We start from the raw sequence: 18,679 nt of genomic DNA, 5'->3' as shown, positions 1-18,679 counted from the left end.
CTGACTAGTTGGCCGATTATCAATTTGTGCCCTTGCTCCGCCTCACTTCTGGCAAATATCCTTCCACCGCTCGAGTGTCAGATCGCCCTGGATGGTCTGGAGCAGAATCACGCCCGGCCGCGCCGCGTGGAATTGGTACGCCGCGCCCTTGGGCAGGAGCGCCATGTGTCCGCGGCGCGCCACGACGTGTCCCATCCGGCGTCCCTGGGGCGTCCCTTCGAGCGTCGTCGTCCCCTCGTGCCCTTCCGCGACCGCCGGGGTGTCGAGCTTGATTAGTCGGATCTCGACCTCGCCGTCCATCACCAGCGCCGATTCGTCGTGCGACGCTGTGTACCACGGCGACGTCCCTTCGGCGCGCACGGCCTCCAGGACGTATTTGAGGTTGCGCGCGACCGCGACCTTCTCGTAGGGCTCGGAGTGCGCGGCCACCTCGAAGATGTTCGAAAAGACGTAGTTGCGGGGATCGTCGTTGATCGCCTGGACACCGCCCTTCTCGTAGTGTTCGAGCGAGCCGAATTGCGTTTTTCGCCGCATGGTTGGCCGATCCTCCAGCTTGCTGTTTTCGCCCGCCGTGGTCTCGCCGACGCCTGGCGCGCGCCCGTTGATCATCACATCCGGCGGGCCCGCGCGGCCCTGCTCAGTGATGGCCGGCCGCGCGAATCACCGTCGGACCCCAGTCCGGCACGACGACCGGCGGCTTACGCGCCATCGCCGCCTCCGCGAGGCGCGCGCGCCGCTCGGCCTCGAGGCGCGCGCGCGACAGGTCGCGCTCCTTGAACTCGGGCAGCACTTCCTTTGCAAACAGCTCCATCGAGGAACAAAGCATGTCGTGCGGGATACGCCCGGCCTGCGAAAGGAAAATGACCTGGTCGACGCCCGCCTGCTCGAACTCGCGCAGTCGCTGGCGGATAAGGTCGGGCGTGCCGATGCAATCCTGGATCTTGCCCTCGGGCAGCGCGAAATTCTCGGGCTTGGTCCGGTAGCTCTCCCACAAGTTGGTCTTGCCGGGCTCGTGGCGGCCGAAAAACGCGTAGTGGCCGAGCCCGTAAAGAAAGAAGCCGTGGTTGTCCGAGGCGATCTCGCGCACCCGCTGCTCGTCGCGATCGCACAGAAATGGACAGGTAATCGCTATCTGCGGGTTTACCGCGTAACCCGCCGGCTCACATTCTCTCTCCAGCGTCGTGTAGTAGTCGTTGACCCACTGGCGCGCCTCGACCGGCGAGACGAACGAGAAGGTCAGCGCGCCCAGGCCCAGCCGCGCCGCCAGCAGGATCGTCTCGCGCCGCGAGCACGCCAGCCACAGCGGCGGATGCGGGCGCTGGAGCGGCTTGGGCACGACATTGCGCACCGGCGCGCTCAGGTATTTGCCCTGGTGGCCCGCAAACGGTTCCTCGACCAACATCCGGCTTACCACCCGCAGCCCCTCCAGCCACATCGCGCGCTTTTCTTCCTGCGCGATGCCGAAGCCGCCCAACTCGCAGTCGGTGGCGCCCTCGCCGGTGCCGAACTCGCATCGCCCGTCGCTCACGAGATCGAGCGTCGCGATCCGTTCGGCCACGCGCGCGGGGTGGTTGATGAGCGGCGGGAGCTGCACGATGCCGTGGCCGAGCCGGATATTGCGCGTGCGCTGGCTGCAGGCGGCAAGAAACACCTCGGGCGCCGAAGAGTGCGCGTACTCCTCGAGAAAGTGATGCTCGGTCGCCCACACGTAATCGAAGCCGAGGCGGTCGGCGAGCTCGACCTGCTCGAGGGCGTCCTTGAACAGGCGATGCTCGGACTCGCGCGTCCACGGGCGCGGAAGCTGATGTTCGTAGAAGCCGCCGATCTTCATCGGATCATCGAAGTTCGCATCGCGAACAACTGTGCATTATGTGAACGATGCACGGCTACCATGCATGGCGCGCGATTGTCAAATCTGATCTTTGCCTGACCCATAGCCCCGCCGCATAAGCCATCCAACCCCACCGCCTCGCCGCCTCCACCGCGCGCTTGCGCGGCGCAGGGCGCACCGCGGCTTCGCCTCTCCGGCTCGCGCGCGCAATAATGGCGCGCGCGAAAGGAGCGAGACCCATGCTGCTCGAAAACCCAAAAGGCAATTTCAGCTTCGTGCGCGGCTACGGCCCGCCGTTCTCGGCGGCGGCGGTCGCCGCCGCCGGCTTCGACCTCATCCACGCCACCTTCGCGCCGCTGGCGCGCATGGCCGACGGCTTCGCCGCGATGGAACGCCATCTGCGCGACGCGCGCCGGCCGTTCAACGCGGTATGCGGAATCGAGCTGCGAATTCCTGCGCCGCTGACTCCCGCTGGCTTCGACGAATTCAACCGCGGCTACATCGAACGGCTGAGCGCATGGGGCGTGCATGTGGACGCCGCCAACCCGGTCGCGCGCACCAACGTCGCGCTCGAAGTAAATCCGGTGGCGGAGCCCTCGATCTATGGCTTCTACTACACGGCCCCCGCGGTTGGCGCCGGTAGGCCCGGCTTCGTGCTCGCGGGAGTGCCTGAGATCGCCTCGCGCCAGGGCGGCAAGCGCGAGATCGTCGCGGCGGGCGACGTCTCGGCGGACGGGATGCGGCGCAAGACCGCATGCGTCCTCGAGGTTCTCGCGTCCGCACTCAACGAGATCGACCGCCATTGGGACGACGCCACGACGGTCAACCTCTATACGGTACGCGACGCGTATCCGCTGCTGGCGCAGACGTTGCTGCCCGCGCTGGGCGGCGCCAGCCGGCGCGGCCTGCGATGGCATTATGCGCGGCCGCCGGTGGTTGGGCTGGAGCTGGAAATCGACGGCTGCGCGGCGCGCCGCGAGCTGGTGCTGACGGCTTGAGCGACGCCGGCGAGCGGAGCGGCACGCCCCAGGCGCGCGCCACCCCGCCCACCGCTATCCCGAGGGTCCGGCGCGGGCACGCGGCAAACGGCCGCGCGCCCGCGCTCGCACGCCCACGACCTCGTCCGGCGCCGGGCTGCCGGCGAGACGCGGTTGAGCCGGCCGGCGCGATTGCCTACCTTCGAAGGCAGGAGGCCGCGGGGTGGCGCGTGCAGCGCCTGCGCGCCGCGCGCACCACCCCGCTTCCGGCGCACGTGCAAACTCCCCCCGCTTCACCGCATCCCGCCGACCACCGTCCGCGCGCCGGCGCGCCGGCCGCGCCGGCCACTAGCGCGGCGGCCGCCGCCGCGGCCGCCGCCGGCGGCCCCGGCAAGGCCGCCTTCGTACGCGCGATGTTCGCGCGGATCGTGCCGCGCTACGACCTCGTCAATCGTCTGATGACGCTGGGGATGGACCAGCGATGGCGCCGGGCGGCGGTCACGATGGTCGCGCCGCAGGGAGCGTTGGCCCTTGATGTCGCCACCGGCACCGGCGACCTCGCGCTCGAACTGCTGCGCCAGGGCGCGCGCCACGTGGTCGGCGCGGACTTCTGCGCCGACATGCTCGGCGCGGCCGTGACAAAGGCCCGCCCTGCCGCCGGCACGCGCGCGGCCTTCGTCGCCGGCGACGCCACCCGCCTGCCCTTTCACGACGACACTTTCGATTGTGTCGTCAACGGCTTCATGCTCCGCAACGTAACCGACCTCGCGGCCACCTTCCGCGAGCTCAACCGTGTGCTCAAACCGCGCGGCCGGCTCGCCTGTCTCGACCTGACGCCCCCGCGCGGCCCGTTGCGCGCCCTGCTCCGCTTCTATATCGCGCGCCTGGTGCCGTTGCTCGGCGGCATCGTCAGCGGCCACTACTTCGCCTACCGCTACCTCGGCCAGTCGCTGCGCCCGCATCCCGACGCCGATAGTCTCGCCGCAATCATGCGCGACGCCGGACTCGGTGACGTCGGCTACCGGCGGATCGGCTTCGGCACGGTGGCGATTCATTACGCGGCGAAGCCCGCCGCCGCGCAACCGGCGCTCAACGATGGACGCGGCGCTGCTTGAGTGGTGCCGGCGCCTGATCGAGTGCCGCAGCGTGACCACCGAGGGCACGCGCCGCATCGCCGAGCTGTGCGCGGCCGAGCTGCTTGCGCCCGCGGGTATCACGGCGCGGCTCGTCGCGTCGGAACATGAGGGGCCCGAGCAAGTCAATTTGATAGCCATCGTTCGCGGGCGCGATCCCTCGCTGCGCCCGCTCCTGCTCAACACCCATCTCGACACGGTGCCGCCGGGCACGCCGGAGCTTTGGACTGCCTGCGCCGGCGATCCCTTTCGCGCGCATATCGACGGCGACCGCATCTACGGCCTCGGCGCCGCCGATACCAAGCTCGATTTCGCCGCCAAGGTCTTCGCGCTTAAGGCCGCCGGCAAGCCGCGGCGCGAGGTTTGTCTGATCGGCAGCTTCGGCGAGGAGCACGGCCTCGTCGGCGCCAAGGAACTGGCGACGGCAGGGATTCTGCCTTCGGGCGCGCTCGCCTTCGTCGGCGAGCCTTCGCGGCTGGAGGTCATCACCGCGCACAAAGGCCTGATGGCGTTCGAGCTGGAGCTGCGCTTTACGCCCGCGCGAAGCGAAACCCCGGCGCGCCTGCGCCGGATCGTCGTCGAGGGCAAGGCGGCGCATTCGAGCACGCCGGCGCTGGGTGTCAACGCGATCGTGGCGGCGCTCAAGTCGATCACCGCCAGCCCCGGGCGCCGGGTGGCCGCGATTTTCGGCGGCAGCGCGGTCAACGTGGTGCCCGCGCGATGCGAGCTCACCCTCGCCGCGCAAGACGAGCTTTCCGCGGCCGGGGCCAGCGCCACGCAGGCGGCGGAGATCGAATCCTCAACCGCCACGGAGTTCATCCCGACCAAAGCGCTCGCGGCGATCGCGGACTTCGTCGCCGCGCTCGGCGCGTTCGCCGACCGCGCCGGCAGCGTCGAGCCCGACTACGCGCCGCCGACGCTGACGAGCAATCCCGGGATGATTCGCTCTGAGCGCGGCGCGCTGCGGCTGGAATTCGAGCTCCGTCCGCCGCCGGGGCTCACCCTCGACGCGGTGCGCCAAGGCCTCGGGTGGCTCGTCGATGAGCTTGCGCGCGCCAATCCGGACTTGCGGGTCGAGCTTATCGAAAAGCGCGCCAACCCGGGCTTCCGCGCGCCGGCCGCGAGCGAGACGGTCGAGCTTGCGATGGGCGCGCTGGCGACTGCCGGGCTGCCGCTGCGTGCGGGCGTCAAGTCGGGATGCACGGAGGCGGGAATCTACGCGGCCGCGGGACTCGAGCCGGTCGTAATCGGGCCGGGGCCGTCAACCGGCGTCATCCACGCCCCCAACGAATACAATTTCCTCTCGGAGGTCGACGCCGCGGTGCGCTTCTACCGCGCGCTGCTCGCGATGTGAGCGTGGCCGTCTGACTGCGGAACCTCGGCCGTCGCGCTCGCGGCGGTCCCGGACTCGCCGTCAGCTTTCGCCGCTTCCAGCCGGCCATCGGCGCGCAAGTGGCCGCCCCCGGGGGGCTCATCGGTATCGGCTGGCGCGCGAACCCCGGCGGGCGTGCCCGGAAGCGCCACCGCGTCGGCGCTCGCATCGTCCTTGAGCGCCAACGCCTCGATCACGCCGCGCGGCACCACAAGCGCCTCGCCCGCGGTCGGAGCGGCAATAGCCTGAACCGCGCGGAAGCCGCGGCGCGCGTCGTCGTGGGCGATCAGGTACAGACGCGCCCGGGCCGGATCCGGTTCACCCACGCGCAGCCTGACGACGCGGCGCTCGCGCACCGGCAGCAGCTCCGCGGTCGGCGCGCCGTAGTACGGGCCGCCGTCGAACGGGTCGATGTGGTTGAGGAACTTCATCCCGGCCTGCTCGAGCAGGCGCACCGCGCCGCGGGTCTCGGGACCGACCGCGCCAATCGCCGCGCGCACCTCCTCGGGCAGCAGGAAAGTGTACAGCGGCGAGTCGGGAAACAGCGCGCGGATGAACTCCTTGTCGTGAATCGATAACCGGTCGGCCTCGCGAAACGAGAGCCCGGTCACCCGTCGGCCCCAGTGATCCCAGAACACGTTGCCGTGGTCGCCCAGCGACGGCGGCATCATCTCGGCCAGCACCCGCGACTCGAAGCGCCGCGGGTGGCGCGCGATGTAGAGGAAGCGCACCCACGAGAGCTGCTTGCCGATCCGCTCCGGCCGATGGCGCATCGCGCGCGTCACGATCAGCCCGCCCAGCTCGGTCGGCCCGTCCATCGAATGGCGCAGCCGCAGGTAGGTATGGCGGAACATCTTGCGCAGGCGCGCCGAGTAGCGCTCGTCGCTATCGATCTCCAGATAGTAGTGCGGACTCTGCGGCGTACCGTGTTTGGCGATGATCATCGAGGCGCCGGCGATCGTGCGCGTGGCGCGTTCCTCGGCGCAGAAGATGTAGACGGCGCGCGCGCGATTGGCGATTCGGCCGCGAAACGAGCGCGCCGAGCGCTCGAGCATCTCGGCCAGCTCGGCCGAGTCGGTCGGCAGATTGATCGAGTCGAGCTCGCGCGCCAGTCGCAGCAGGCGGCGACGGTCGGCGGGACGGGCCTCGCGGATGATAAAGGCGGGCGCGTGCGGCTCCATAGCACAATTTTACCACGCCCGCGCCGCGTCCACGCGGTTCGCCCACCAAAACCGTCGCCGCGCTGCCCGGCCCCTGCCCAGCTCAGTTCGCTCACCGGGTCGGCGGGGAGGCTCGCGGCGACTTGCAAGCGCATCATCGCACGCGCCAGAACCGCCTCCGACTACGGTCCGCGTATGCGAAGTTGAATTAGAACCCTGTGTCGGATAGCTTGAGGATGGGCCGGGAGCTGGCCGGCCAGGAGGTGTGGTGTGATGGACTTGCCGAAGTGCCAGAAGTGCAACAATGGCACTCTGATCCCACTTTCAGACTACGGCCAGGAAGGCGCTTCGGTAATTTTTAAAGCCTGGGTATGCACCAACCCCGAATGCGGCTTCAGCCTGCGTGTGGACAAGGGTGAAGTGACCTACGGCAAACGGATCGAGACCAAGCACTGACGGCTGCGCCCCGCCCGGATTCAGGATTGCGACCGGCGGCCCCTGCGGGCCGCTTTTTTTTTGCGCTCGATTGCCCCCTTTTCGATGCGAGCCTGTGGCGCATCCGCCTGCCGTGCGCTGGTGCGCACGGCCGATCCGTTCTATAAGCCGGAAAGCCGGCGCGGACCCAGCGGCGCATCGCGTCCGCGCCGTGGAGGAATCGCCCATGAGTCCACGCATCTATCGCTCCCAGCCCATCGGCTCACTGCTGCGCCCGGCCTATCTGCGCGAGGCGCGCCGCGCGCTACGCAATGGCGAGACTTCCGCCGCCCAGTACAAGCGCGTCGAGGACCGCGCGGTGGACGAAGCGCTCGCGCTCCAGGAGGCCGCCGGCCTCGACGTTATCAACGACGGCGAGCAGCGCCGGCTGAGTTTTCTGGGCTCGCTGCTCGACGCCTGCGTGGGCCTCTCGCGCAGCGCGGCGGTCACCCAGCCCTGGCATGAGGACGACGGCCGCGTGGTCAGCCTGAGCCTGGGGCTGGCCGTGACCGGCAAGCTGCGCCGCCGCCGCCCGCTCGCGATCGAGGAGTTCGTCTACGCGCGCGCCCGCGCCCGCCGTCCGCTCAAGATGACGCTGCCGAGTCCGATGATTCTCTTCATGTTCTGGTCGCCGACCGAATCGACCGCCGCCTACCGCGACCCGTTCGAAATGTTCGCCGACGCCGCCGCGATTGTCCGCGAGGAGATCGCCGAATTGGCGCGGCTGGGATGCGAGTACATCCAGATCGACGCCCCCGAGCTGACCAACCTGGTCGATCCCGACATCAGCCGCATGCTGCTCGCCGAGCGCGGCATCGCGCCGGCGCGAATGCTGACCGAGGGCGTCGAGCTTGTGGACTCGCTCGCCGCCGCCGCGCCCGGCGTCACCTTCGGGCTCCATCTGTGCCGCGGCAACAACGACGGCCGCTGGCTCGCCCGTGGCGGCTACGACACGATCGCGCGCGAGCTCTTCCGCCGCGCGACTCATTTCCACGAATTCCTGCTCGAATACGACGACGCGCGCGCCGGCTCCTTCGAGCCGCTGCGCGAGGTCCCGCGCGACAAGCGCGTTGTGCTCGGCCTGGTTTCGACCAAGCGCAACGTGCTCGAATCCGCCGACGCGCTGCGCGCGCGAATCGAGGAGGCCGCGCGCTTCTTCCCGCGTGAGCAGCTCGCGCTCTCGCCGCAGTGCGGCTTCGCCTCGGGCGTCAAAGGGAATCCGGTCGAGCCCGCCATGCAGGAGCGCAAGCTCACGCTGGTCGCCGAACTTGCCCGCGAAGTATGGGGCTAGCGTGCTTTTCTTAGCCGGCTCGCCATGCTTGACTCATCCCCCGGGGTGAATCTGCGCAGAGTCGGTATGCAACAAGCGGTACGGTTGGTTCTCATCGTTGTGGCGGCGATGGCGCTCGGATGCGCCGCGCGCTCGCAGGCGCCTGAACCGGCGCAGGCCGCGGCCCAGCCGGCGCCGCCCGCGCAGGGCGCCGCGCAGACGCGTTCGCCCGAGCGATTCATCTACGTGAGCGCTCAAGGTCTCCCGGGCGCCTGCTACCACGAACTTGGCGTCATCCAGTTCAACGAGCCGTTCACCGACGCCGCGATCGATCCCGACAACTCTAAAGCCGCCGAGCGCCTGCGCGCGCTCGCCCTCCAGCAGTACCCCGACAAAGTGGACGCGGTGATCGGCCTCCACACGAAGGAAAATGACGTCGGCACCGTGACCACCGTGATCGGCGAGGCGGTTGAGTTGCGCCAGGGCACGTCGGTGGAATGCGCGATGCGCAGGGTGCCGGGGGCGCTCGACACGGTGGCGGCGTCGGCCGCGGGCGGAGTCGTCGGCGCCCTGGCGGGCGGGCTTGCGGGCGGGGGCCCGACGACCGCGATGATCGGCGGCGCGGCCGGGGTCACCGCGGTCGGCAGCTACCTCGCCTACAAGCATCACAAAGAGGCGGTCGCCGAACACGATCGGCTTATCGCGCAGCTCCAAGCCCAGCGGCGCGAAATTGCTGAGCTCCAGGCCGAGCGCGAAACCCTCGAGCAATGCCGCGCACAGGACACCCCGCTCGACAAGTGCAATCCCGCCCCCGCGCCGGCGGCGCCCAGCCCCGCCGAAGCGCATGCCGCCGAGGCCGCTGACTGGTCAGCCCCGCCCTACGAGCTTCAGCGCCAGATCCAGGAACAGCAGGTTTACATCAAAAAGCTGCGCGAGGAGATCGCCGAAGCTCGCCACCAACTTGGCGCAAACTAGCTGCACACCACTGCCGCGGTGACGGGCGGTCGGGGTTTCCGCTCGCCGCGCGGCATTCTCCTGGACAATTCACTTTTCACTTTTCTGCCAAAGCGTGACGCGCCGCCTTGTGCGGTTAGGCGAGGCGTTTGACGCGCGCGCGGCGCAGCGTCTCGGCCACGCCATCGGGATCGGCAATATCTTCGAGACGGATCGTGAAGTCCGCGCTGGCCGCCGAGGCCACCGTCACGCTGCCGACGCCCAGCAGGCGCTGCGAGAAGCGGCGATCGATCTCGACCGAGCGGATGTCGCCGAGTTCCATCTCGCGCCGGCGGCTCGAGAACAGCCCCGTGCGCTCGATCAACCGCTCCGAAGTCAGGCTCCACGAGATGCTCTGACGTTCGAGGCCGGCGAGCGCCAGGCGCGCGATGCCGGCCGCGATCAGCACGGCGCCGACGCGCCAGTCGCTCACCTGCGCCAAATTGATCGCGATGCCGGCGACGATGAACGCGCTGGCGAACACGATTGCGCCGGCGAAATGCCACCACGACGGCTTCACGCGCATCAGCGCGTACTCGCGCCGGTCAGCCGGCTTGGGCTCGTACAACCGCGCGCCGCATCGCGAACAGAATGCCGCGTCGGCCATCGCGCTGAATCCGCACTGCGGACATCTCATCGCCGCCGCATCTCCCCCGACCGGCCGACAGCGCGCTGTGCCGCCGCCGGAGTCCCGCCAATTATGCTTAGTCGCGCCCAGCATCGGCAATCCGCCGCGCGGCGGGGAATCGACCGCGCGCCAGCGCCCTTTTCCGCTCGCGCCGCTTCGTGTTAGTTCTGCCTGCCATTTCGTGTTAGTTCTGCCTGCCATGAAGATCGCGCTGTTCGGAATCAACTTCGGGCCATGTGCCAACCCGCAGGTCGCCGCCGAGGTTGCGCGCGCCGCCGAAGCGGCCGGCTTCGAGAGCCTGTGGACCGGCGAGCATATTGTGCTGCCCGACCCGCAGGCGCCGCCCTCACCGGTGCCCGCCGACACGCCGTTCATCGATTCGTTGGTGGCCTTGTCGTTCGTCGCCGCGCACACCCGGACCATCCGCCTCGGCACCGGTACCATCATCCTGCCCCAGCGCAACCCAGTGGTGCTGGCCAAGGAGCTCGCCTCCACCGATGTACTTTCGGCCGGGCGCCTGATCTTCGGTATCGGTATCGGCTACCTCAAGCCCGAATTCGACGCGATCGGCGCGCCGTTCGACCACAAGGGGCCGCGCAGCGAGGAATTCCTGCGCGCGATGATCGCGCTATGGACGATGGAGAAGCCCGAATTTCGCGGCCGCTTCGTCTCCTTCGGCGGAGTCAACGCGATGCCGCGCCCGGTCCAGAAGCCCCATCCCGAGGTCGTCTTCGGCGGACACACCACGCAGGCGTTCTCGCGCGCGGCGCGCCTGGCCAAAGGATGGTACGGCTTTGCGCTCGACCTCGACACGACAAAGAAATGTATCGCGGGGCTGAGGGCGGCCTGCAAGGCGGCCGGCCGCCGCTTCGAAGACCTCGAAATCAGCGTGACTCCGCGGACCAAGGTCACCCGCGACGAGGCGCGAGCGTTCGCCGATGCCGGCGTGCATCGGCTGATCCTGTTGCATCGACAGAACGACGGGCCGGGAATTCAGGGGTTTATCACCGAATGTGAACGCGAGTTGGTGAACCACGTCTAGGACGGTCGCGGTCAGCCCTCGACCGTCCCGCAGAGGCCTGAAAGCCCGTCGTTGCAGGCCAAGGCTCTCTCTGAGGGAAATTGCGGTGGAGGGCTGAAACCGGGTCTTGCGAACAGAAGTTGGGCGTGGAAGCGGGGCAGGTAAGTATTGCATGATTGAAACAACGGTTGGTCATTTTTGCATCGCCACGTCGAAAGCTTGACCGACACTTTCCTACCGCCCGCCAAATAGTTGACGCTTTAATCGTTCAGTTTGCCCCCACTTTCACCTAGCTAGGCAGGGCTCCCTTTTCTGTGGCTTACGGCACGCTGCTTGCTGGGGCTTCCCCCCAACCGGCGCCACAGCGCCGCGAGTATAAGGAGTAAATAGCGAGCTTTCGGGGAGGATCACCATGGCCGTTAAACTGGAAAGCAGTCGAGTGATGACGGTGAAGGAGCTGTCGGACTATCTCAAGGTCCATCCCTCGACGGTCTACCGCCAGCTCAAGCGCGGTGGTCTGCCGGCCTTCAAGGTGGGCAGCGACTGGCGCTTCAATATCGAATCAATCGACCGCTGGCGGCTGCAGCAGGACAACTTCAAGGGCTAAACCGGCACCGGCCCGGGCCGGCCGGCAGCGCGGCGCTCAGCGCTGGTCAGCCGCGGCGCTCCCCGGTCGGACGCCGACGCAGTCGAACGACAGCCAGCCGCGCAGCGGGTCGACCCGGGCAATTCGCACGCGCAGCTTGGCTCCACTAGGCGCCGCCGGCGCGCCATGCAGCGCGCCGCGGACGGCAAAGTCGTCGAGCTCGGCGCTCACCCCGTCGCGCGTGACGGTTGCGCAAAGCTCGCGGCCCAGCGCATAACGTTCCAGATAGCGCAGCGTCCAGTACCGGCGGGCGCGGCGCTCCAGTTCCTTCGCCTCCGCCTCCGCATTCTCCGTGTTCGCCAGCACCGCTAGCATTTCCTCGCCGCTGTAGGGCGGCGCGCCGCCGCCGGCCAGCGCCGCGACGAGTTGACGCTGGAGCACAAGATCGGCGTAGCGACGGATCGGCGAGCTGAGCTGCGCGTAGCACTCCAGCCCTGCGCCCGCGTGATACTCGGGGTAGAGCGACAGCCGCGCGCGCAGCGGCAGGGCGTCTCCCGCCGCCGGCTGCACCCGATAGATGATCGGGACATGCCTCTCCGCGGCGTAGCGCGCCGCGATAAAGTTGCTCAGGACCATGAACTCGGCGACCAGGACGCGGCTGGGCGAGTTGCTGTCGAGGACCTCGATTTCGATCTCTTCCCCGCGCACCCGCACCTTGGGCTCGCGCCGATGCACCAGTAAGGCGCCCGCTCGTTTGCGCCGCTCGCGCAGCTCCAGCGCCGCCGCGTACAGGCGCCTCAGTGCCGCCGCCGTGTCGCTGTCGGTCTCCTCGGCACCGGCCAGGATCCGATCCGCTTGCGCATAGGTAAGCCGCCTGCCGATCGTGATGCTCGCCGGCTGTATCTCGCTCGTCAAAATCGCGCCGCCCGCGTCGAGCCGCGCGGTCGTGCTGAGCACCGCCCGCCGCTCACCGGCGATCAGGCTGGCCCGCCGGCATGAAATTTCGTCGGGCAGCATCCTGACCGTGGTCTCCGGCAGATAGACAGTGGTCGCGCGCGCGGCCGCCTCGCGATCCATCGCGCCGCCGCGGGCGACGAAGTCCGCCACCAGCGCGATATGGATTCCGACGACGAGCGAGCCGTCGGGGCCAACCTCGCAGCTCAGCGCGTCGTCTACTTCCACCGTCTCCTCGTCGTCGATCGTGAAGGTCGCGGGCGTGGCCAGCGGCGGACGGATGGGCGGCGCCGCGGCGGCGGCTTCGGCCAGCGCCGCCTCGCTGAACTCCGACGGCAGGGCGGCGATGGCGGCGAAGCGGGGCAGCGCGGGCGCGGCACCCAGGCGCTCGAGGATTTCGAAGGCGGTCTCGGCCGGATCGACCTCGGGCGCCGCCTGCGCGAGCATTTCGCTCAGCTCCTGGCTGCGAGTGGACGGGTTGCGCAGGTAGCGCTGAAGCTCGGCGGCGAGTTCGGCACCCTCGGCCGCCGGCAGCTGGGCGCGCTCGGCGATCACCGCGCGCATCAGGTCGCGCTTGCGCCGGCCTTCCTCGCTACGCAGCCGGATCCGGCTCTCCTGGAGGCGCAGCCGCTCGACCTGCTCGGCGCTGCGCGCGAGGAATTCGCGATGGCGGCGCACGAAGTAGACCCGGTCGGCGAGCAGCGCTTCGAGCATCACCGCCGCCGCCGCGCTCGAGCGCCGGCCAAAGAACAACTCGGCCAGCTCCTCGGCGGTGAGCGCGCGCCCCTGCTCCTGGACGACCTCCCACAGCAGATGGAGGTCGAGCTCGGCGCGCAGCGCGCCCTTCTCTTCCTCCAGCGCCGCGAGCTGCGCGGCGGCGTCGGCGGCGGCGCGCGGCGCGGGATGGCGCATCAGGACGAGCTCGCGCGCCACCGCGCGCTCGCGCCCGCCAGCGTCACGCACGACCAGCCGCTCGCCCTGCTCGCGCACGACGAGCGCCGGGCGCAGCCCGCCCTGGTCGAGGTACTCGACCAGCGAGCCTGCGAGTTTGCCCGGAGCGTTCATGCGAGATCCATTGTGACGACGCGCGCATCCGAAGACCATACGGGAGCGGCGCGCCGCCGGGCGCGCCTTTGACCGCTCGCGCGCGGCGCGACTATATCAGGGAGGAGGAAGAGGCGCTTCGATGGCGGGCAAGGCGATTGCAATCGAATTACCCGACGAGCTGTGGGCGGCGCTTGGCGAAGTCGCCGCCGCGCTCGCAATTCCCAACCTCGAGGAAGCCGCGGTGATCGCGCTTGCCGAATGGGTGGCGGGGCGCAAGCGCGAGCTCGACGATCGTGATCCCTCCCAGCGCTACTTCGTCAACGAGGCGCTCGACGAACTCGCCGCCCGCGCCGCGCAGAAGAAGTAAGCGGCGGCGGGCGCGGGTCTCACTTCCACGAGCGGCGGACGATCTCGGTGTCGCCGGTCTCCTGGTTGACCAGCAAAAATTCGATCTCGCGGTAAGCGCCCTTGGGAAAGAAGACGTAGCCGCTGACGGTGAAATTGTGCCGCGCCTCGCCGCCCTGCAGCGCGAGCGCGGAGAGCTGTTGATTGGCCTGCTGGTTGGCATTGCTGGCCCCGCTCGAGGCGCCGTCGATCGCACCGGTGCCCGCGCCGATCGCGGTGCCGATGATCGCTCCAGTGCCGGTTGCTCCGCCCAGCGCCGAGCCAACGATCGCGCCCAATCCAGCACCTAACGCGCCCTCGGCGGCTCCACTCACCGCTCCGCTCAGGAGCGCGCCCTTAAGCTCGCCCGCGCCGCCAGCCTGGCGTGCGGCCTCGCCCGCCGGCAACGGCGCCACGCGCGCGCCCGAGTCGTCGATGGCGAAGATCTGGCTGGGCACGATCGCGCGCGGCACGTCACTGCCATTGGCGACCGAGACGTAAACCGGAACCACGTCGCCAATCGGCGCGCCGGGCTGCGTGCTGACGCTGAGCTGCCCCGGCTGGGGGGTGGCGACAATCTTGGGCGTGTCCTCAAGCGGCGCCGAGCCGAACGCGCATCCGGCGCAAAGGAGCGCGAGCAGCGCGCCAAGGCGTACGGACGAGGCGGCGGCTCCCATCGGCCTTGCAATACGGCCGCCAGACTCCATCCTTTCATTAACGTCCGCTGCTTGGGGCGAATCAAGGACAACCGGCGGCCCGCTGTTGGCGGCGTGGGCAAGGCTATCGCAACGGCTTGCGGAAGGCTTCGCGCTCCATGCACAATCGCGCATCTGCGCCAAGCGCCTGTGCGAGCGGATGGAAGGAAATTCGCGCTAATCGAAGGATGAAAGGCTGAGTCGCGGACGAAAGTAACAGGGCCGGGGTGGCGAAAGGGCAGACGCAGGGGACTTAAAATCCCCTGGGAGACAACTCCCGTGCGGGTTCGAATCCCGCCCCCGGCATTCAAAACACCGCGTCATATCTGGCGATTTAGCTCGGAGTGCGATGGATGTCAAGCGCGAGATGCGGCGAGGTGCGGCGTCACTTTGGCTGTACTTTGGCTGTTTTGTCCAACCTTTCAACGTCTGTCTCATGGCGAACTCGGTTGGCATGATCTGCCCTGCACAGGAGCTGGCTGAGAAGGGCAAGCAAGATGGCCGACAAAGCAGATGATCTTGACGCCGTCCGTACTATCGTTTCCGCACTGGAGCCGTTTGAGCCAGATGATCAGCGACGCATCATTCGTTGGTCGATGGAGAAAATAGGTCTATCGGCTCCGACAGCAGATGAGCGACGGGAAGCTCCAAGCCCTCGGTCCGACGAGGAGCGAGATGTCACCGACAAACCTCATCCGACGGGTATACGTGACATTCGGACGTTCATATCAGAGAAGAATCCGACTACCGACAATCAATTCGCAGCGGCGGTTGCCTACTACTACCGATTTAAGGCGGCGGAGAGCGAGCGAAAGGATTCGATAACTGCGGAGGATCTCCAGGAAGCTTGCAGGCGAGTGGGCCGCCGCCGCTTAAACAGGCCTTCCCAGACTCTCGTCAATGCGCATGCCGTAGGGCTTGTGGATAAGGCGGAGCGCGGAAGCTACAGGATAAACGCCGTCGGAGAAAACTTGGTGGCGATGACTCTGCCCTCGGGTGCGACAACGAAGCCCACAACCGTTGGCCGCAAGCCGCTGAGAAGGGCGAGTCGTTCCAGCGTCAGAAAGTCCTTCCGCAAGTCCCGTTGACTGTCATCGCTCGAATGTTCGGCACGATGAACGAAGCCGCTGCCGCACTCGATTCCGCGATTGAAGAAGCTGAACGACTCCGCAGATTCCTGAACAAGGATAAGTCGCGGCAAGTCCGCGCGAAGGGAGAGCGGGATCAAATCAAGGCGACTGCGCTCGCCTGGTTCAACAACCACAAGCCAGTTGCGAATCAGAGGCTCAGCGACGCCGACCTGTCTGAGGTCGATACCGCCTACAGCGAAATACTGTCATGGAGCGCACGCAATTCGACTCGGTCTCTGTACTTGTCTGCGGCCAAAACGCTCGTTAAATTGCTCGTTAACCTCCGATCCGAGGTGGTTGCTCAGAGGCCGAAGCGAGGCGGTACGACTTCGGATTCGTCTCCTCCGTTCGCGTCGCTAATCGCTGATGCACAAATGCAGCAGATTCTCGCCCGCCGGTGGGAAGAGTGTGTGGTATGTATTAAAGCGAATGCTCCGCTGGCAGCGACTGTGATGATGGGTGGACTGCTGGAAGCTCTGTTGCTAGCACGCGTGAATCGCGAAGTGGACAAGTCTGCGATCATTAAAGCAAAGGCCGCGCCGAAAGACCGTAAGAGTGGGAAGACCCTACAGCTTAAAGACTGGACGCTAGCAGACTACATCGACGTGGCCCATGAGCTTAGATGGATCTCCATGGCGGCCCGTGATGTAAGCGTGGTTCTCCGCGACTATCGAAACTATGTGCATCCATACAAAGAGCTGTCGCATAGAGTCACACTCTCCGCGGGCGATGCCAGCTTGTTCTGGGAGATCAACAAAAGTTTGTCGCGCCAGGTTTTAGACAGCGTCCGTTAATCGGATGGAGATCTCACCTCCAATGACGCGAGCAGCGCGAAGATCACAGCTACCGGTCGGGGCCGAGAGTGGTGGCTTTGTTTAACTCGGATCTATTTGGATCGTCGCAAGTACCAGGTGCTTTTAGGGTTTTTCTGGCGCTTCCGTGCCGCGACGAAGCGGAACTATCTTGAGAGCGCGTTGCCCTTGAAAGGAATGAAAGGCCGCGAGCTTCTCCGCGCTCTCGCGCAACATGGCTTCGTCGACGATCGCGTATCGGCGATAGATCGATTCGGTCTTATGGCCGGTCACCTTCATCGCAGCTGAGCGGGATACTCCAGCGCGCTCGAGATTTCGGACGGCTGTCCGTCGCAAATCGTGCGCCACGCGGTCGGGATAGCCCGCAAGCCGACAGGCCTTGTCCCAGGCCGTATAGTAGTCCTTGATCGGCTTGCCATCGCGATGGAATACCCACGGAATGACGCGGCCAGTCGCGAGTTCCAGCTGCCGCGTCCGCTCCCTTTGTGCCGCCAGGATCTCCCGAAGCTCCGGAATCAGCGGGAACATCCGGCCTTCCTCGTTCTTCGTCTCCCCCGGTTCCAGGCGGAGCCAGTTACTCTCGAAATCCACATGCTGCCAGCGCCGCGTCAAAATCTCTGACGGCACGCGCCAGCCGGTTATGTATGCCACCTGGAAGACCGGCTTCAGCTCATCCGGCAGGTGTTTCAGTACGGCGTGGAATTGCTCGGCTTCGAAGAACCCCTTCCGCGTGTTGTTCTCTCGTAGCATCTGAAATCGCGGCGGCGTTCCGGCCTTTCGGCCAGCCAACCGGAACGCGCGTTTGAGCGCCGCGAGCTCGCGATTGATCGTGGCGTTCGCAGCACCCTGCTCCTTGCGATGCACGATGTACGCGTTGATTCGATCCTCCGTGATATCGATCGCGCGATACTCGCCGAAGAATTCACGGAGGTGCTTGACGCCGCCCATCACTCGCCGAAGACTCCGGCGTTCGTTCGCTCGATAATCGTCCAGCAGGATTCGGACCAGGTCCTCGAAGGTCGTCCGCTCGACCTCGATGCCGACCGGCTTGCCGGCCGCAGCTTCCGAAAGGCGATGCTTCAGCAATCGGACGGCGTCGGCGCGGTTGGTCGAGCGGGATGATTCGCGGTAGCGAACGCCTCGCACGTAAAACTGAATCCACCAGGTGGCAGCCGTCTTGCGCTTGCCAGTCTCAGGGTCGACGTACTTGGGCTGGTAAACGAGCCCAAGTCCCCGCGTCTTTTTCTGCGTAGTCCGCTCGCCCAATCTCGTAGCTCCGAGATCAGGCTAGTGTTGCGTCGCTTTGCGGATCAATCCGTCTTGCAAACTATTTGCCCAACCGCACCTTGTGGTGGCGTGCGACACAAAACTGGTGGTGCCGTCCGGCTGGCCTTCCTATCCGCGACACCGACGGTGCCGCGGCTTTTGCTCAAAAGCCATTCGGCGAACCGGGTCGGCTCGCGAGCCATTGGCGCAGGCGAATGCGGGAGCACGCGTACTTTTTTCGCGACATTTGCCTGACGAACGGCAACTTCCGCGCGCGGCGAATGATCCAGCGCCGTGGCACGTGCAGCACGGCCGCGATCTCATCGACCGTCATGATGTCGTCGATGTCGAACGGGACGCTACCGTTCTCAGCGGATCCTTCGCGGTCCGAACGCGAGGACTGATCTGGCCTCGGCACGATCGTCGAAATTGGCAGTTTGACGACTGGCCCATGCGCTCCTTGCGCTACGGGGCCAGCCAGAACTTGCGTGGTCCGCCCGTCGAGTATCCCGGCATCGCCGGAATCCGCCGCCACCTCCAACAGCAAAGGGACTGCATATAGTCCCGCCACACCCGACCTGCGCGGTACACTGACGTTCTTCGTGCGCCGCATATCACACCCCTGGGTCGGTTGCGATTGATCGTCGAGTGCCGGCCGCTTGCTCCCGGACGCGCCGCGGACCGCCAGCGACCGATTGAAGGTTCAAAGAACAACAACTCCGCCCGCTTGGCGAGCGGAAATGAGGAGCCAAACTTTCGATTGCGCGATGCATCGCAACTGTCGAACGCACCGTCCTAACAATCCGTCACTCACTTCGTACGGTGCGGCACATTTTAGAACCATCCGGCGTCCATGAACAGAAAAACGCAACGGGTCAAGGCGAAAATGATTTATGGTTGCAAGGCGGTTAAGTGCGCAATTCTCGGATTTATTGCGCGACGCTCA

Annotated in this window: 19 protein-coding genes and 1 tRNA gene; 12 read left to right on the top strand and 8 right to left on the bottom strand. The window is 66.9% G+C overall.

What is annotated here, in order from left to right; genetic code table 11:
• Positions 1–42: 42 nt before the first annotated feature.
• Positions 43–534 (bottom strand): hypothetical protein, encoded by a 492-nt coding sequence (locus tag VFB33_11740; protein ID HZO82355.1) that lies wholly within the window; start codon positions 532–534, stop codon positions 43–45.
• A 103-nt stretch (positions 535–637) separates the two neighbouring features.
• On the bottom strand, positions 638–1,831 hold the full coding sequence (locus tag VFB33_11735) for an LLM class flavin-dependent oxidoreductase (protein HZO82354.1): 1,194 nt from the start codon (positions 1,829–1,831) through the stop codon (positions 638–640).
• A 239-nt stretch (positions 1,832–2,070) separates the two neighbouring features.
• Between VFB33_11735 and VFB33_11730 the strand changes: the two genes are divergently transcribed.
• The 3 genes from VFB33_11730 to VFB33_11720 all read left to right on the top strand — a co-directional run bounded on the left by VFB33_11730 (position 2,071) and on the right by VFB33_11720 (position 5,295).
• Positions 2,071–2,829: a hypothetical protein gene (locus VFB33_11730; protein HZO82353.1), complete on the top strand. Its 759-nt coding sequence runs from the start codon at positions 2,071–2,073 to the stop codon at positions 2,827–2,829.
• A 209-nt stretch (positions 2,830–3,038) separates the two neighbouring features.
• Positions 3,039–3,923: a ubiquinone/menaquinone biosynthesis methyltransferase gene (locus tag VFB33_11725; protein ID HZO82352.1), complete on the top strand. Its 885-nt coding sequence runs from the start codon at positions 3,039–3,041 to the stop codon at positions 3,921–3,923.
• Positions 3,904–5,295 carry a M20/M25/M40 family metallo-hydrolase gene (locus tag VFB33_11720; GenBank protein HZO82351.1) on the top strand — a complete coding sequence of 464 codons (1,392 nt, stop codon included), beginning with the start codon at positions 3,904–3,906 and terminating at the stop codon, positions 5,293–5,295. The genes VFB33_11725 and VFB33_11720 overlap by 20 nt, the downstream gene beginning before the upstream one ends.
• Here VFB33_11720 and VFB33_11715 read toward each other — a convergent pair.
• Positions 5,271–6,494, bottom strand: coding sequence for an arginine N-succinyltransferase (locus tag VFB33_11715; protein ID HZO82350.1), 1,224 nt, complete (start codon positions 6,492–6,494; stop codon positions 5,271–5,273). The two genes, VFB33_11720 and VFB33_11715, sit on opposite strands and share 25 nt — an antisense overlap.
• Positions 6,495–6,746: 252 nt before the next feature.
• On the opposite strand from VFB33_11715, the gene VFB33_11710 reads away from it, so the two are divergent.
• The 3 genes from VFB33_11710 (at position 6,747) to VFB33_11700 (ending at position 9,192) form a co-directional block, all read left to right on the top strand.
• Positions 6,747–6,929 (top strand): hypothetical protein, encoded by a 183-nt coding sequence (locus VFB33_11710; protein HZO82349.1) that lies wholly within the window; start codon positions 6,747–6,749, stop codon positions 6,927–6,929.
• Positions 6,930–7,134: 205 nt separating this feature from the next.
• A complete protein-coding gene (locus tag VFB33_11705; GenBank protein ID HZO82348.1) occupies positions 7,135–8,238 on the top strand; it encodes a cobalamin-independent methionine synthase II family protein in 1,104 nt (367 codons plus the stop codon).
• A gap of 66 nt (positions 8,239–8,304) precedes the next feature.
• The gene (locus tag VFB33_11700) at positions 8,305–9,192 is read left to right on the top strand and encodes a hypothetical protein (GenBank protein HZO82347.1); all 888 of its coding nucleotides are present in this window, start codon (positions 8,305–8,307) and stop codon (positions 9,190–9,192) included.
• A gap of 115 nt (positions 9,193–9,307) precedes the next feature.
• Here the strand turns inward: VFB33_11700 and VFB33_11695 are convergent, their stop codons facing one another.
• Positions 9,308–9,817 carry a PH domain-containing protein gene (locus VFB33_11695; protein HZO82346.1) on the bottom strand — a complete coding sequence of 170 codons (510 nt, stop codon included), beginning with the start codon at positions 9,815–9,817 and terminating at the stop codon, positions 9,308–9,310.
• 220 nt (positions 9,818–10,037) lie between these two features.
• On the opposite strand from VFB33_11695, the gene VFB33_11690 reads away from it, so the two are divergent.
• A complete protein-coding gene (locus VFB33_11690; GenBank protein HZO82345.1) occupies positions 10,038–10,880 on the top strand; it encodes an LLM class F420-dependent oxidoreductase in 843 nt (280 codons plus the stop codon).
• A 391-nt stretch (positions 10,881–11,271) separates the two neighbouring features.
• Complete coding sequence (locus tag VFB33_11685) at positions 11,272–11,466, top strand: helix-turn-helix domain-containing protein (protein ID HZO82344.1); 195 nt, start codon at positions 11,272–11,274, stop codon at positions 11,464–11,466.
• A gap of 36 nt (positions 11,467–11,502) precedes the next feature.
• Here the strand turns inward: VFB33_11685 and VFB33_11680 are convergent, their stop codons facing one another.
• Complete coding sequence (locus VFB33_11680; protein HZO82343.1) at positions 11,503–13,464, bottom strand: RNB domain-containing ribonuclease; 1,962 nt, start codon at positions 13,462–13,464, stop codon at positions 11,503–11,505.
• A gap of 121 nt (positions 13,465–13,585) precedes the next feature.
• Here VFB33_11680 and VFB33_11675 point away from each other — a divergent pair, with 121 nt between their 5' ends.
• The gene (locus VFB33_11675; protein HZO82342.1) at positions 13,586–13,813 is read left to right on the top strand and encodes a hypothetical protein; all 228 of its coding nucleotides are present in this window, start codon (positions 13,586–13,588) and stop codon (positions 13,811–13,813) included.
• A gap of 19 nt (positions 13,814–13,832) precedes the next feature.
• Here VFB33_11675 and VFB33_11670 read toward each other — a convergent pair whose 3' ends face one another.
• Positions 13,833–14,507: a hypothetical protein gene (locus tag VFB33_11670; GenBank protein ID HZO82341.1), complete on the bottom strand. Its 675-nt coding sequence runs from the start codon at positions 14,505–14,507 to the stop codon at positions 13,833–13,835.
• A 239-nt stretch (positions 14,508–14,746) separates the two neighbouring features.
• Here VFB33_11670 and VFB33_11665 point away from each other — a divergent pair.
• The 3 genes from VFB33_11665 (at position 14,747) to VFB33_11655 (ending at position 16,449) form a co-directional block, all read left to right on the top strand.
• Positions 14,747–14,831, top strand: a tRNA-Leu gene (locus VFB33_11665).
• 191 nt (positions 14,832–15,022) lie between these two features.
• Complete coding sequence (locus VFB33_11660) at positions 15,023–15,613, top strand: hypothetical protein (GenBank protein HZO82340.1); 591 nt, start codon at positions 15,023–15,025, stop codon at positions 15,611–15,613.
• A 26-nt stretch (positions 15,614–15,639) separates the two neighbouring features.
• Positions 15,640–16,449, top strand: a complete 810-nt coding sequence (locus tag VFB33_11655) for a hypothetical protein (protein ID HZO82339.1) — start codon at positions 15,640–15,642, stop codon at positions 16,447–16,449.
• Between the two features lie 123 nt (positions 16,450–16,572).
• Here the strand turns inward: VFB33_11655 and VFB33_11650 are convergent, their stop codons facing one another.
• Positions 16,573–17,733, bottom strand: coding sequence for a tyrosine-type recombinase/integrase (locus VFB33_11650; protein ID HZO82338.1), 1,161 nt, complete (start codon positions 17,731–17,733; stop codon positions 16,573–16,575).
• 163 nt (positions 17,734–17,896) lie between these two features.
• A complete protein-coding gene (locus tag VFB33_11645) occupies positions 17,897–18,280 on the bottom strand; it encodes a helix-turn-helix domain-containing protein (protein ID HZO82337.1) in 384 nt (127 codons plus the stop codon).
• Positions 18,281–18,679 lie beyond the last annotated feature (399 nt).

The organism is Candidatus Binataceae bacterium (assembly GCA_035650475.1).
Classification (GTDB): Bacteria; Desulfobacterota; Binatia; order Binatales; family Binataceae; genus JAKAVN01.
This window is presented reverse-complemented; position numbering and strand designations above follow the sequence as displayed.

Coding starts and splice junctions, on each gene's coding strand:
- VFB33_11740 (HZO82355.1), bottom strand. CDS start 534: ATGCGGCGAAAAACGCAATTCGGCTCGCTCGAACACTACGAGAAGGGC.
- VFB33_11735 (HZO82354.1), bottom strand. CDS start 1,831: ATGAAGATCGGCGGCTTCTACGAACATCAGCTTCCGCGCCCGTGGACG.
- VFB33_11730 (HZO82353.1), top strand. CDS start 2,071: ATGCTGCTCGAAAACCCAAAAGGCAATTTCAGCTTCGTGCGCGGCTAC.
- VFB33_11720 (HZO82351.1), top strand. CDS start 3,904: ATGGACGCGGCGCTGCTTGAGTGGTGCCGGCGCCTGATCGAGTGCCGC.
- VFB33_11715 (HZO82350.1), bottom strand. CDS start 6,494: ATGGAGCCGCACGCGCCCGCCTTTATCATCCGCGAGGCCCGTCCCGCC.
- VFB33_11710 (HZO82349.1), top strand. CDS start 6,747: ATGGACTTGCCGAAGTGCCAGAAGTGCAACAATGGCACTCTGATCCCA.
- VFB33_11705 (HZO82348.1), top strand. CDS start 7,135: ATGAGTCCACGCATCTATCGCTCCCAGCCCATCGGCTCACTGCTGCGC.
- VFB33_11700 (HZO82347.1), top strand. CDS start 8,305: ATGCAACAAGCGGTACGGTTGGTTCTCATCGTTGTGGCGGCGATGGCG.
- VFB33_11695 (HZO82346.1), bottom strand. CDS start 9,817: ATGGCCGACGCGGCATTCTGTTCGCGATGCGGCGCGCGGTTGTACGAG.
- VFB33_11690 (HZO82345.1), top strand. CDS start 10,038: ATGAAGATCGCGCTGTTCGGAATCAACTTCGGGCCATGTGCCAACCCG.
- VFB33_11685 (HZO82344.1), top strand. CDS start 11,272: ATGGCCGTTAAACTGGAAAGCAGTCGAGTGATGACGGTGAAGGAGCTG.
- VFB33_11680 (HZO82343.1), bottom strand. CDS start 13,464: ATGAACGCTCCGGGCAAACTCGCAGGCTCGCTGGTCGAGTACCTCGAC.
- VFB33_11675 (HZO82342.1), top strand. CDS start 13,586: ATGGCGGGCAAGGCGATTGCAATCGAATTACCCGACGAGCTGTGGGCG.
- VFB33_11670 (HZO82341.1), bottom strand. CDS start 14,507: ATGGGAGCCGCCGCCTCGTCCGTACGCCTTGGCGCGCTGCTCGCGCTC.
- VFB33_11660 (HZO82340.1), top strand. CDS start 15,023: ATGGCCGACAAAGCAGATGATCTTGACGCCGTCCGTACTATCGTTTCC.
- VFB33_11655 (HZO82339.1), top strand. CDS start 15,640: ATGAACGAAGCCGCTGCCGCACTCGATTCCGCGATTGAAGAAGCTGAA.